The sequence below is a fragment of the Streptomyces sp. NPDC012466 genome (assembly GCF_042955215.1).
Classification (GTDB): Bacteria; Actinomycetota; Actinomycetes; order Streptomycetales; family Streptomycetaceae; genus Streptomyces.
On sequence record NZ_JBIBEQ010000001.1, the window covers coordinates 935960 to 948950 of the forward strand.

Genomic DNA, 12991 nt, shown 5'->3' on the forward strand with positions numbered 1-12991 from the left:
ACCCCACCGCCGAGCTCAAGTTGGAGTCCTCCATGCCGCATCTTTCCATGCGCCGGTCCATATCCTCGGACGGCGCCGCCGGCACCGACCGCCTGCGTCATCTGGAGCAGGCTGCCTTGCGCCACGGAGTCCCCGTCGAGGACGTGCTGCTGATCGCCGTCAACCTGTACGGGATCACCTCCGACCAGGACCGTCACCGGGCCCGGGTCAACCTTCGCCTCGTGTGCCGCCCCGATGCCCTCTGGCAGATCATCGTCCCGCTGAACCAGCCGGCCAGCCCCTTCCGGCTCCGGGGCGACGAGCTGTCGCTGAACGGCGAGGTGGTCGCGCACGTCGGGCGCATCGATGCCGACGAGGCGGTCGGAGGGTACTTCCGCAACGACGGCCGCGCCGCGACCCTCAACCCCAACGCCCGCAGCCGGTGCGTCGGGTGCGGCTGGTGCCCGAACACCCTGGAGGCCGCCGCCGATCCGAGGATGCAGGAAGACCAGGGGCTCGACGCCCTGCTGCACGCCCTCGGCGAGCAGCATCCCCGCCGCAGCCTGGCCGAGCTGACCGAGGTCACCGTCTCCACCGGCTGTTTCGAGCGGGAGGAGGCGGCCGTCGCGCACTTAACCGCCCTGCGGCCCGCTCTGGAGCGGGCCGGCGTCAAGGCTCGGATCGGCTTCCTCACCTCCGTGCTGCGCAGCGACGAGGCGTTCGAGACCATCGCGTCGCAGGTGTCACCGTTCGTGCTCAGGCTGACAGCCGAGCACTTCACCCGGCGGGAGGCACTGATGAAGGTGACCAAGGCCGACCTTCGGCCGGAGCAGATGCCGGACCTGCTGATGCGGGCGCGGGCGGCGGGGCTGGATACCTCATACACGTACATCGTCGGGCTGGACCCGATGGAGGACCTCGTGGGCGGGGTGAACGCACTGGCGGGCGAGGTCACCGCATTCCCGAACTTCCAGGTCTTCCAGGCGCACACGGTGATGATGCAGGGGATGCGGACGCAGGGCGCGGAGAGCCTGGAGTACTACCTGCAGGCGCGTACGGCGATCGAGCGGGCCATGGCACCGACCGGGCTGCGGCCGGTGGGCTGGGAGTGCTACCGGCCGCTGTGGTACTTCACCTACGCGGGAGAGGACCTCGTCGATGGACCCCGCTGACGCGGTCATCGACCGGGTGCGGGTCGAGCGCCTCGACGAGAGCGGGGCGGGTCCGTGGAAGGCTGGCGACAGCCGGTTCGCGATAGTGGTCGAGGCCGGCGGAGTGACTGGGGTATTCGCCCCGGTCGATGAGCTGCCCGCCGCGCTCGTCGCCACCCGGCTTGGGCAGAGCGCTCTGGGGCACCCCGTGGCCGACCACACGGGTCTGTTGCGCAGGCTCTTGGCCGGCCTCGGCCCGCACGCGGCGGGGCTCGGGCGCTGGGCGGTCGGGGCGCTGGACTGCGCGGTGTGGGACCTGCACGGCCGACTCGTCGAACTCCCGGTCGCGGCCCTGCTCAGCGACCGGCCCGCGCCGCGAGTGCCGGTCTACGCCTCCTGGCTCTCCCTGGACCTGGCCTCCACGTCGGCCCCCGAGTCCGTCAAGGCCACCGCCGACGGGGGGTTCGCCTTCACCAAGTGGGCCCTGCGCGGCGCTGAAGCCGCCGAGATGGCGCTGCTGGCCGAACGGGCGGCGAAGTGGGCGGGGGACAGTGTGGCGGTGGACGCCCTGGGCGCATGGGGGCACCTGCGGACCATGGAGGTCGCGCCGCTCCTCACTCCGGAGACGGTGCGCTGGGTGGAGGACCCGCTCCCGCGAACCGACCAGGCCGCGTACCGACAGCTGCGCCGACAGACGGAGGGGCTGAGGGTCGCATTCGGCGAGCGGCTGTCCCATGCGGAGGACGCCAGGGCCCTGCTGGAGCACTGCCGGCCGGAGGCGTTCACGTTCGACGCGGTGTGGTGCGGCGGGATCACCGAGGCGCAGGGCTGGCTCGGCGCCGCACACGACGCGAAGGTGCCCGTCCACCTGCACGGCCGGGCGTTCCTGCCCGCCGTGCACCTGGCCGCCGCGTTTCCGCACGTGTCGGGCGCGGTGGAGTACCAGGTGGTGTGGGAGCCGCGCCGCCAGCGGGCACTGTGCGGCACGCTCCGGCCGGACGGCGGGCACGTCGCTCTTCCGGACCGGCCCGGTCTCGGGATGGAGGTGCGCCGGTAATGCCCAGGCACACGGGCGAGCTGGCGGTCCACGGCCGCCTGGAGCAGCGCGAGGAGAAGGTCCTGCTCGTCGTGGACGAGCGGCTTAGCGGACACGACACCTTCCTGTCCACGACCCTTCGCCTCGACCGGCCGGTGCACCTGCCCGAACTCCCGGTCCGGATCCTCACGTTCGACGACGTCACCGTCCTTGCGCCCCTCGGCCCTGCCCTGCCGCAGGGGCAGGCCGGAGAGGGGTGGAGCGGCACGCTGCTGTTACCGCACGGCGCGCGCCCGCCGACGATCCCCGACGACCTCGCCCGGGCCGCTGCCGAGGCCGGTGTCGACACCAGCAGCTGGTCGCCGGCCGAAGCCCGGCAACTGCTGACCTTCCTGGGCGAGGCTGGCCCTGGCCCGGTGCGCACCGAACGGATCGACATGATCATCGCTGCTCTGGTGGGACGTTCGTGAGCACGGCGGCCCCGGTGCGGCTGGTGAGCCTCGACGTCGGATACACCCTGGGCGAGCCGTCCGGGACGACGCTGACGCAGCGCCTCGTGGAGCTGTCCCCGCTCCCGACCCGCCAGGCGAAGAAGGTCGCTCAGCAGATCCTGCACGCCCTGGACCCCCGCAGCGATGCGACATCGCCGCAGACGGTGTGTGCCGCTCTGAGGATCGCGCCGTCCGCCTTCCCTCACGACCACTGTCCGCCCGGCTTCGACCTGTGGCCCGGCGCGGTGGAGGCGGTGGCACGGATCGCCCGGGTCGTGCCGGTGGTCACCCTGTCGAACGTGAGCCACTGGGACGAGCAGGAGACCGACGTCGCAGCCCTCCTCGCCCCCCACCTCCAGGCCCATCACCCGTCGTGGCAACTCGGGTTCGCCAAGCCGGACCCGCGCGCCGTGGAGACTGTCGCTCGACTGCACGGCCGCGACCCCGTGGAGGTGCTGCACGTCGGCGACAGCCTCGACTACGACGTACGCGGGGCCCTCGCCGCCGGAGCCCACGCCCTGTGGATCACCTCGCGCCCGCCGTCGTCCGAGGCACTCCGGCCGCTGGCCGATTTCCCCGGCCGGGTCACGGTCGTACCGGACCTCACCTGTGCGGTCGAGCACATCGAGCAGACCGTTCTTCCGTCAACCCAGATGATCAGGAGTTCTACCCCGTGAGCCAGTTCGACACCACCGCTCCGTACTACGCCGCCTACCGGCCTGGGATCCCGAAGGAAGCCGTCGAGCTGCTCGCTCAGCGGGTGGCCGGCAAGGAGCACCGGGCCCTGCTCGACCTCGGGTCCGGCACCGGGCAAGTTCCCCTGGCCCTGGCTGGGGCGATGACGGAGATCGACGTCGTCGAGCAGGACGCGGGCATGCTCGCCGAGGCCGACAAGGCGCTCGCCGGGCTCCCGCTCACTGTCCGTCTGCACAACGCTCCGGCCGAGGCGTTCACCCCACTCGCCTCTTACCGGGCCGACCTTGTCACGGTCTGCCGCGCCTTCCACTGGATGGACCAGGACGTCGTGCTGTCGCGTCTGGAGGACATGACCGCGCCGGACGCGACCGTTGCGGTCATGGGCGACGGCAGCCTGTGGACCGCGCGCACCGCCTGGACCGACGCCCTGCGCGCCCTGATTCAGGAGTACCTGGGCAAGGAGCGGCGGGCCGGGGTAGGCAAGAAGTACACGGCGCACAACCGGCCGTACCGCGAGATCCTCGCCGAGTCCGCGTTCGGCCAGGTCGAGGAGCACACCGTCGCCGTCGAGCGGGAGTGGAGCACCGACGTGGTGATCGGCTACCTGTACTCGACCTCCTTCGCCGCCCGGCCGCTCTTCGGCGAGCGGGTCGACGACTTCGAGCGCCGCGCCCGGGCTCTGCTCGACGAGCACGCCGCCGCCGGCCGCGGCCTGATCGAGCCTGCCTCCTTCCAGATCGTCCTCGGCCGACGCGGCTGACCCGCTCCTCCCCCCGGCGCCGGGGCGGCCCCCTTCCCGCCCCGGCCCCGTGTCCCTCCGGAAGGAGATCCACCATGCCCAGTCCTGTGACGTGGAGCGACGACGAGCGACGCCGGTTCGTCGACGACGGCGTCGTCATACGCCGTGGCCTGGTCCACGGCGCCGTCCTGTCCAAGGCGCGCGCCCTCGTCGGCGGCTGGCTGGCCGAGGCGTACGACCCCGCGCGGCTCACCGCTTACACCGAACGCAGCTTCGCCCCCGAGCTGGAGGAGCACCCCGACCTCCTCGCCCTGTACCGGCGAAGCGGCCTGGCGGAGTTGGCCGGAGACCTGCTGCGGCCCGCGAGGCCCGCCCCGGTCACCCGGGTGCAGATCCAGATCCGGCTTCCGCACGGCGCGCAGCAGCCCGTGAAGCGGATGCACGTCGACGGTGTCTCCTGTCCCCACCTGGAACCGCGCGACCTACGCACGTTCACCTTCATCGCCGGCGTCGTCCTGGACGGCAGCTCCACCGCGGACGCCGGCGCTATGCACTACGTGCCCGGCGGGCACTACCGGATGGCCGACTACTTCGCCACGGACTGGGTCCTGGGGCAGCCGGCCCAGACTCCCGACGACATCGACGCCCAGGACGGCACCGCTCTCACCGCCGAGCCCGGCGACGTGGTCGTGATGCACCACTTAGTCCCGCACCGGGTCGGCATCAACGCGAGCAGCACCCCGAGGGTGATGGCGTACTTCCGCGTCAGCCACGCCCAGCACCCCGACCTCGCCCGGCGCGCTCTGTCGGACCCGTGGCTGGAGTACCCGGCGCTCGCCGCCCTCGCCCGTCCCGGCACTGCGTGAGAGGGGCGAGCGCCGTGGACGTCCTCACCCCCGCCCAGCTCCCCGACGCGGCCCGGCTCCTGACCGCCGGACAGATGGTCGCCGCGCCCACCCCCCGCTGGTACATGCTGTGTGCCCGCGCCGCCGACCCCGCCGCCACGAACGCGGTCTTCCGCGCCAAGCAGCGTCCCACCGCCAAGCCGCTGCTGCTCCTGCTCGACTCCCCGGCCACGGCCGAGACCCTGTTCGACCTGAGCGTCGGCGCCCGCCTGCTGACAGGCGGCCTGTGGCCGGGGGACCTCGCGCTGCGTCTTCCGTGGAAGCCCGAGGTGGAGCCTGTCGCGGCGGTCGGCTCCCCGGCGCTCGTCGGATGCCCCGACGGAATACTGGGCCAGCTCGTCGCCCTGGCCGGCGAACCGCTGGCCGCCGCCGTGTGCAGCATCTCCACCCCCGCCGCCGGCGAAAAGGACCACCCGGCGCTCACCGCCGGCCAGGTCGCCGTCTTCGAGCGGACCATGAGGGCCGGGATCGCCGCGGTCGTCGACGGCGGGATCTCCCCGCACGGCCGGCACATGACCATCGTCGACTGCCCCGCGGGCGCCGCAGCGCGCCTGGAGCGGGAGGGCACCGTCCACGTCCGCGCCGTCGAAGCCGCTCTCGCCCCGGCAGGAGGACCGCATGTGGGCTGACCTCGCCCGTCGGACAAACCGCTTGGTGCCCGACGCGTCGGTGGCCGCCGTCGCCGACGCACTCGACTACCTCTGTCTCGCCCAGCTCTATTTGCGCGACAACCCGCGCCTGGCCCGGCCCCTGACCCCGGCCGACGTCAAGACGCGACCGGCCGGCCACTGGGGAGTGTGCCCGCCCGTCAACCGGATGCTCGCCGCCCTGGGCCCGCTCCAGGCGACCGTCCCCGACGGCTACGAGCTGCACGTCCTGCACGGCGCCGGGCACGCCGGCCCCTCCGCCCTCGCCCACGCCTACCTCACCGGCCGACTCGGCCACGCCCACCCGGGCTTGCGCCAGGACGAGGCCGGACTGCACGCACTCGTCGCCGGCTTCCCCCGGGCCGACATCGGCGGGGAGATCACCCCGATGATCCCCGGCCACCTGCACACCGGAGGCCAGCTCGGCCCCGCCCTCGCGATCGGGCAGGGCACCGTCCTCGACGCGCCCCACCGGCTGACCGTGGTCCTGATCGGCGACGGCGAGTGCGAGACCGGGACGACCGCCGCCTCCTGGCTCGCCACCCGCGCGCTGCACGGTACGGGCGACCACGGCACCGTCCTTCCCGTCGTCCTGCTCAATGGGCTGCGCATGGGCGGCAAGAGCCTGCTGTCCACCCTGAGCCGCGCCGAACTCACCGCCTATTTCACCGGCCTTGGCCACCCGCCGGTCTACAGCGACGGGCTCGACGTCGGCCAGCTCCGCCAGGCGGTGGCCGAAGCACTCGGCGCCGCCGCGCCCTTGGGCATTCCGGGACCGTCGAGCGTCCTGGTCCTCACCCTGGACAAAGGCCACGGCGCCCCCGCACACCTCGCCGGCACCCCGGCGGTCCACAAGACGCCGCTGCGCGACCCGGCCGGTGTGCCCGCCGAGTTCGACGCGCTTGCCGACTGGCTGGCCTCCTACCAGCCCAACCAGCTCCTCACCTCCAGCGGCCGACCCCAGCCGCACCTGCTGCCCGCGCTCCCTCTGTCCCGGCCCGAGCCCGACGGCCTCCCGGCGCCGCGCGGCTGCGTCGCCGCCTCCGCCCAGGTCGCCGACCGCGCCGTCGGCCGCCCGTTCACGCAGGTGGTCCCGGAGGTCCTGCGGGCCCGCGCCGAGCAGGGCCCGTTCCGCGTGTTCAGCCCCGACGAGCTGCCCTCCAACCGCCTCGACCTCACCGACGATGACGGGCGCCCGGTGCCGTGGGCGGTGGAAGTGCTCAGCGAGGAGCTGTGCCACGCCTGGGCCCAGGGCTACACGGAGACCGGCCGGCACGCCCTCGTCGCCACCTACGAGGCGTTCGCGCCGATCACCCTCAGCCTCATCCAGCAGCAGCTCAAGCACCGGTCCGTGCGTCGGCACGCCGGGCTCGCCCCACTGCCCAGCCTGGTCTACCTCCTGACCAGCCTGGGCTGGCACAACACCCTCACCCACCAAAACCCCAGCCTCACCTCGGCACTTCTGGCCGGCGGCGACCCCACGCTCCACGTCCTCACCCCCGCCGACCCCGCGCGCACCGCCGCCGCACTCACCTTCGCCCTGCGCAAACTCGGCCGGTGCACGATCGTCATCGCCGGCAAGCACACGACCGTCCACCACTCGCTGGAGACCCTCGACGAGGAACTGCGGCACGGCATCGCGATCTGGCCCCACCTGACCCACCCCGGCCCCGGCGAGCCCGACCTGATCCTCACCTCCGCCGGCGACCTGCCCGCCGAGGCCCTGACCACCCTCGCCCGGCGGCTGCGCGCCGAACGCCCGGACCTGCGCCTGCGGTACGTCCACGTCCACGACCTCACGGCCCTCGCCGAGGACGGCACCCGCCCCCTCGCCCTCGCCCCGGACGCGTTCGCCCGCCACTTCGGCACCCGGGCGCCGATCGTCCTGGCCACCAGCGGGCACCCTGCCGACATCCACGCCCTCCTCGGACGCAGCCACCCCGGGCCCCGGCTCACCGTCCTCGGCTACCGCGACCCCGGCCGCCCCGTCTCCCAGGCCCACCTCCGCCAGCTCTGCGGCCTCGACGACCCCGGCCTGTGGCAGCTCGCCATCACCCTCACCAACACCCCGAAGGAAATACCGGCATGAGCACCCCGCTCCCACCCGTCGCCGGCACCATCGACGCCTTCGAACGCGACGGGTACGCGGTCGTCCGCGACGCGATCACCCCGGACCTGCGCGACCGGCTCCTGACCGCCGCCGAGAAGCTGCTGGCCAGCGACATCACCCAAGGCCGCGACCGAGGAGGCGACGGCAAGGACGGCTTCCGCGGATGCCTCAACCTCGACCCTGCGTTCCTCCCGCTCCTCGCCAACCCGGCCGTCCTGCCCACCGTCGTCCAGCTCCTCAGCCCGAACATCCACCTGCTGTCGGCCCACCTCATCGCCCTGCCCAGCGGCCCGCCCCGCACCATCCGCATCCCCGGACGCCACGGCTGGCACCGCGACATGTACGGCGTCACCGCCGACCTCGGCTTCCCCCACACCCCCCGCATGGCGATCAAAGCCGCCCACTACCTCACCCCCGTCACCCCCGACTGCGGGCTGACCATGTTCCTCCCCGGCAGCCACCGCCTTACCGACGAGCCCGTCGTCCCCGCCGGCGCCATCGACCCACTCGGCGCCGTCACCCCCGACATCACCGGAACCGACGCAGTTCTCTTCGAGAACCGGACCTGGCACACCGGAGGCATCAACCTCTCCGGCCGGCCCCGCATCGCCCTGATGCTCCAGTACGGGTATCGCTGGCTCCACCCCGTCGACGACCCGGCCACGGAACTTCGAGCGGACCCCGCTCTCACCTCCGTAGAACAGCAGCTCTTGGGCCTGCCCGACCGCCACCCGGACGGATCCCTCGCCAAGGGCACCGGAGCCGCCCCTATGCGCTCCTGGTGGCAGTCCGGTCCGTCTGTTGCACACTGCCGCTAGAGCCAGGGGTAAGCCCCCAACGACCCCACCGGTACGAGCAGCACGAGGGAGCACGACATCGTGGCTTTGTTCACCAGTCGGGAGGCACCCGGCCGCTCAGTCGTGACGGGCGAGCTTGACTGCTGAGATGAGCAGGATCACGGCCAGCACGGGGATGAGCACCAGGTCCGGGAACACACCGAGGAGCAGTCCGCCCAGCACGGCCCCGGTGACCGAGCCGGCGGCCATGACCGTCGTGAAGCGGAGGTTGGTGCTGAGGACGGCGAAGCTGCCGTCGCGGCTGTAGCGGGCGAAGGCGACCAGCATGGTCGGCAGGGAGACCAGAAGGGAGAGACTTCCGGCGGTCTTGATGTCCTCGCCGAACAGCAACACGATCGTCGGGATCAGCAGCTCGCCGCCGGCCACTCCCATGATCGCGGCGACTACCCCGATGCCGAACCCGGCTACCACTCCGGAAGGGATCTGGGCCCAGAGCGGCAGCGTGAGGGTGTCCAAGGTGGTGGTGTGGGTGACCACGAGCGCGGCGGCCATGAGGACCATCAGGGCCGCCAGCACCTTGTAGAGGGTGGTGCTGCGCATGCGGACCGCCCAGGATGCGCCAGCCCAGGCGCCGAGGAGGCTGCCGGCCAGCAGGTTGATCGCGACGGGCCAGCGGGCGGCGACCTCGGCGGCCGGGACCGCGGCCAGCCGGGCGGGCAGCGCGAACAGGACCACGACCAGGCTCATCGCCTTGTTCATGATGACGGCCGAGAGCGCCGCGAATCCGAAGAGGCTGATCAGCAGTGGCAGGCGGAACTCGGCGCCGCCCAGCCCGATCGTCCCGCCCAGAACGCCGATGGCCGCACCCGTGCTGAATACGGTCGGTGCTGAGTGCGGCGGCCGGAGGGGATGGAGGGTCTGGTCCGTGCTCATGACGGGCATCCTCGCTTGTGGCCCGCCTCTGCTGCTACGGCGCGCTGCCATCTTCGGGGCAAGGCACCGGGCGTCCGTACCCAATTCGTTCGGACCTCCGAGAACCGGCTGCGAGGGACCGCCTGCTCCGCTGCCCTTGGCGATGCCCGGTGCTGTCGAAACTCGTGAACATCCGACGGCTGTCGCTAACCTCAAACGCCTCCCAAACCGCTGTCATAGTGCTGTTCGTTTCGTGAACAGAGCCACAATGCCTTGACCGTCACTCCCGAAGCCTTGGACGACTTCTTCGCTCGGTTCGAACCGCCTACCGCCGATGAAGACGCAGTCACTTACAACGGTGACGTAGAGGTCATCCGCTCCGTGGTGCGATGACGCCCTCGGCCGTCCCTCCGAGCAGGGGCGCCAGGTGCTCGGCCATCACGAGCAGGGTCCGGTCCGAATAGGCCGGTCCTACGAGCTGTACACCGATCGGGAGGCCGTCGGCGCCATGCGCAATAGGCATGACCAGGCTGGGCAGACCGACGTGGCTGGTGAGGTTGGCCCAGCCGGTCTGGTCGAAGAAGCTCCGTTCGACGCCGTCGACCGTGAGAGAACGGCTCCCGGCTGGGATCGCCGCGGTGGGAGCGGCGGGCGTAATGAGGACGTCGTGCTGACCGTCGGCGAAGAACCGGTGCCACGTCTGCTGGAGCCGGAGGCGCTCCTCGTTGGCGCGGAGCCAGGCGCGGTGTGTCTGCGTCCGGTGGCGGAGGATGGCGGCCCGTGGGCTCGCGTCGTCCGTGTGCAGGTCACGGGCGGCGGCGAGTTCGGCCGCGCCGGCGGCATCGTCGGTGGCGGCCGTCGTGGTGGCGTGGAGGAGCTGCTCGAAGAGACGGAGGGATTCGGCGAAGCCGACCGACCCCGCAGTGCGGTGGACACTGGCGCCGGCGGAGGCGAGTGTCCCTTCGAGGGCGGCGACAGCATCGGCGATGTTGCGGTCGACGGGGCAGCTCGCGTCGTCGGCCCACACCGCCATGCGGAGCTGGCCGATCGGGCGCTGCGCCGTGGGCAGCGTGACGCTCCAAGGGTTGTTCTCGTCGGGTGACGGTGTCGTCAGTGCGGCGAGGAGCAGGTCGAGGTCGCGGGGGTGGCGGGCCAGGGGGCCGGGGGTGACCATGTCGCTGCTGGTGATCCATCCCGGCGGTCGGGGGATGTGGCCGCGGGCTGGGATGAGTCCGTGGGTGGGGCGCAGGCCGTAGACGCCGCAGTAGTGGGCGGGGAGCCGCAGGGAGCCGGCGAGGTCGCTGCCGAGGTCGGCGGGGGTCAGGTGTGCGGCGACTGCTGCGGCGGGGCCTCCGGAGGAGCCGCCAGTGGTGTGCTTGGGGTCGTGCGGGTTGAGCGTGGGGCCGAACAGGGCGTTGTCGGTGTGCAGGTCCTGGCAGTACGCCGGAGTGTTGGTCTTGCCCATGATGACGGCACCTTGGTGGCGGAGCCGGGCGACCGCGTCGGCGTCGCGGGCGGGCACGTGGTCGGCGAGGTCTTCGGCGCCGCTGGTGGTGCGCAGGCCGGCCGTCTCGAAGCTGTCCTTGATCGTGAGGGGAAGGCCGTCAAGGATGCCAGTGCTCTCGTTGCGAGCGCGGCGTTCGTCGGCCGCGTGCGCGGCGGCTCGGGCCGCGCCATCGTCGCGGGTGACGACGGCGTTGATCTGGCTGGCGTCTATCTGGGCGAGGTGCAGGTCCAGCAGTTCGCGGCTTGAGATCTCGCCGCGGTCCAGTGCCTGGAGCTGGACGTGGGCGGGCTGGTGGGTGAGGTCGTTCGTCATGCGAAGACTCGCTCAAGGTGGGGGGCTCGTGCGGGCTGGCGGGGCAGGTGGCGCGCGACGTCGAGGAGAGCGTCGATGTCGTCCATGGGCCCGCTGGTCTGGCGTTCGGAGTCGGCGAATTCGGTGAGCTGGTCGGGCCCCGGCCGGGTGCCTTCGGCCCGGGCGGCGATTCCGGCGAGGATTTGGTCGGCCGTGACAGCGGCGGACAGCTCCTGGCCGTGGAGTCCTCGGGCCCGGTGGTGGGCTTCGCTGGCCTCGCGGACGGCGGCGTCAAGGTACTGGCGGATCACGAACCGGCCGTCCCGGATCTCGACGGCTCGGCGGTAGAGCCGGATCGAGATGCGACGGAAGCGGCGCCGCTGGGCCGGGTCGACCCTGTCGATCGGCAGCTCGATCTCGGGTGCCTCGCTGTAGAAGGCCAGCCATAGGGGGCGCAGGCCGTAGTAGCTGCGGTACTGCTTGATCCGGTACCGGACACTCTGGGCCTGGTCACTGATGGTGGGCACGAGCCAGCCGATCAGCGTGAGCATGGCGCCGACATCGCCGCAGGTCCAGGCAAAGCCCTCCCATTCCGCGAGGGAGGTGTCGAAGGCGCCGGCGATCACGTTGCCGATGCGGACGGCGCTGTATCCGAGGGTGACGGTCGCGCCGAGGGCGACGATGCGCAGGCCGACGCGGACGGACCCGCGAGTGCTGCGGCGGGCCAGGCGCCAGCAGGCGCGGGCGAGGAAGACTTCGCCGATGGTGTAGGCCGTGACGTACAGGGTGAGGTACGCGGCGTACCAGTCGTCGTGCGCGTAGTAGAGCGTGAAGTCGATCGGGTGCGGCGCGTTGGGCGTCAGCAGGGCGAACAGCACCAGCAGCCCGGCGATCACCGCGAAGCCGGCCCAGAGCCAGCGGCGACTGCGCTGGCGGGCTACCTCGGGCGGGGATCCCCAGTAGGTGAGGACCACCTGTTGGCAGGCCAGGAGCGCGACCACGCAGCCCTGCGCGAGGGGCACGGAGATGTTGACGGTGCCGAGCACGCGGTCGAGGTAGTTCCACATCGGCGTGATGGAGAACAGGAACGAGAGCCCTGACAGCAGGAAGACAGCGGCCAGCGCGGCGGAGGCGGGGTCGCGGCGCCGAGTGGGCACGTCCCGCAGGAGGCAGAGGAAGCCGAGCGTCGCGACGACGAGGCTGATCGGGTGGAGCAGGTCCTTCACGGCCGGGCCTCCCGTCGGCGCAGCAGCGTGTGCGTCACCCGATCCTGCACTTCGTCCCCGGAGGGCTCGTCGCTGCGCAACCACCGGTCGATGATCCGGCGCTGGAGCAGCGATGCTAGGAGTTCGGTGTCTCGCTCCTCGTCCTCGTCGTACTTGGTGCGCCCCAACATCATCTGCACGGTGGCCGGGTCCACGCTGGTGATGAAGGCCGGAGCCAGGGCGGAGACCGGTCGGTTCTCGTGGTGGCCGAGCAGTAGGTGGCTGAACTCGTGGGCGATGATGTGGTCCTGGTGCAGGACACTGGTCCACGGGTCGTAGAAAACGTGGACGGCACTCTCTGTAACTGCACATGCCCCGCACACCGAGGGCGCTTGCTCCCGGGGCTCTAGGACCACCGTCCGTCCCGTGCGGCGAGAGACCTCGTCGCTGAGGTCGCGGATATTGGTGACGTGCGGGAGCTTCAGCTCGGCCAAGAGGTCAGGCCGGCGCAGCCTACGTGCAGAC

The 12991-nt window shown here is 71.9% G+C and carries 13 protein-coding genes; 9 read left to right on the forward strand and 4 right to left on the reverse strand.

From position 1 onward, the window contains the following. The first annotated feature begins 32 nt into the window (after window positions 1–32). From ACFY9E_RS04210 to ACFY9E_RS04250, 9 genes are all read left to right on the forward strand, one after another. Window positions 33–1151, forward strand: a complete 1119-nt coding sequence (locus ACFY9E_RS04210; protein ID WP_390979161.1) for a hypothetical protein — start codon at window positions 33–35, stop codon at window positions 1149–1151. Next, window positions 1138–2187 (forward strand): enolase C-terminal domain-like protein, encoded by a 1050-nt coding sequence (locus ACFY9E_RS04215; RefSeq protein WP_390979162.1) that lies wholly within the window; start codon window positions 1138–1140, stop codon window positions 2185–2187. The genes ACFY9E_RS04210 and ACFY9E_RS04215 overlap by 14 nt, the downstream gene beginning before the upstream one ends. Next, window positions 2187–2636: a hypothetical protein gene (locus ACFY9E_RS04220; protein WP_388325737.1), complete on the forward strand. Its 450-nt coding sequence runs from the start codon at window positions 2187–2189 to the stop codon at window positions 2634–2636. The genes ACFY9E_RS04215 and ACFY9E_RS04220 overlap by 1 nt, the downstream gene beginning before the upstream one ends. Next, complete coding sequence (locus ACFY9E_RS04225; RefSeq protein ID WP_388325734.1) at window positions 2633–3334, forward strand: HAD family hydrolase; 702 nt, start codon at window positions 2633–2635, stop codon at window positions 3332–3334. Before ACFY9E_RS04220 ends, ACFY9E_RS04225 begins: the two co-directional genes overlap by 4 nt. Beyond that, the gene (locus ACFY9E_RS04230; RefSeq protein WP_390979164.1) at window positions 3331–4113 is read left to right on the forward strand and encodes a methyltransferase domain-containing protein; all 783 of its coding nucleotides are present in this window, start codon (window positions 3331–3333) and stop codon (window positions 4111–4113) included. Before ACFY9E_RS04225 ends, ACFY9E_RS04230 begins: the two co-directional genes overlap by 4 nt. Before the next feature lie 74 nt (window positions 4114–4187). Beyond that, window positions 4188–4958, forward strand: a complete 771-nt coding sequence (locus ACFY9E_RS04235; protein WP_388325728.1) for a phytanoyl-CoA dioxygenase family protein — start codon at window positions 4188–4190, stop codon at window positions 4956–4958. Window positions 4959–4972: 14 nt separating this feature from the next. Continuing rightward, the gene (locus ACFY9E_RS04240) at window positions 4973–5626 is read left to right on the forward strand and encodes an L-threonylcarbamoyladenylate synthase (protein ID WP_388325726.1); all 654 of its coding nucleotides are present in this window, start codon (window positions 4973–4975) and stop codon (window positions 5624–5626) included. A gap of 25 nt (window positions 5627–5651) precedes the next feature. Beyond that, window positions 5652–7733: a phosphoketolase gene (locus ACFY9E_RS04245; RefSeq protein WP_390979167.1), complete on the forward strand. Its 2082-nt coding sequence runs from the start codon at window positions 5652–5654 to the stop codon at window positions 7731–7733. Continuing rightward, entirely contained in the window at window positions 7730–8572 is an 843-nt protein-coding gene (locus tag ACFY9E_RS04250) for a phytanoyl-CoA dioxygenase family protein (protein WP_390979169.1), read from the forward strand. Before ACFY9E_RS04245 ends, ACFY9E_RS04250 begins: the two co-directional genes overlap by 4 nt. A 96-nt stretch (window positions 8573–8668) precedes the next feature. Here ACFY9E_RS04250 and ACFY9E_RS04255 read toward each other — a convergent pair whose 3' ends face one another. The 4 genes from ACFY9E_RS04255 to ACFY9E_RS04270 form a co-directional block, all read right to left on the reverse strand. Continuing rightward, window positions 8669–9484 (reverse strand): sulfite exporter TauE/SafE family protein, encoded by an 816-nt coding sequence (locus tag ACFY9E_RS04255; RefSeq protein ID WP_388325718.1) that lies wholly within the window; start codon window positions 9482–9484, stop codon window positions 8669–8671. Between the two features lie 349 nt (window positions 9485–9833). Beyond that, entirely contained in the window at window positions 9834–11282 is a 1449-nt protein-coding gene (locus ACFY9E_RS04260) for an amidase family protein (RefSeq protein ID WP_390979171.1), read from the reverse strand. Next, complete coding sequence (locus ACFY9E_RS04265) at window positions 11279–12487, reverse strand: MAB_1171c family putative transporter (RefSeq protein WP_390979173.1); 1209 nt, start codon at window positions 12485–12487, stop codon at window positions 11279–11281. The genes ACFY9E_RS04260 and ACFY9E_RS04265 overlap by 4 nt, the downstream gene beginning before the upstream one ends. Then, window positions 12484–12960, reverse strand: coding sequence for a hypothetical protein (locus ACFY9E_RS04270; protein WP_266405286.1), 477 nt, complete (start codon window positions 12958–12960; stop codon window positions 12484–12486). The genes ACFY9E_RS04265 and ACFY9E_RS04270 overlap by 4 nt, the downstream gene beginning before the upstream one ends. Window positions 12961–12991 lie beyond the last annotated feature (31 nt).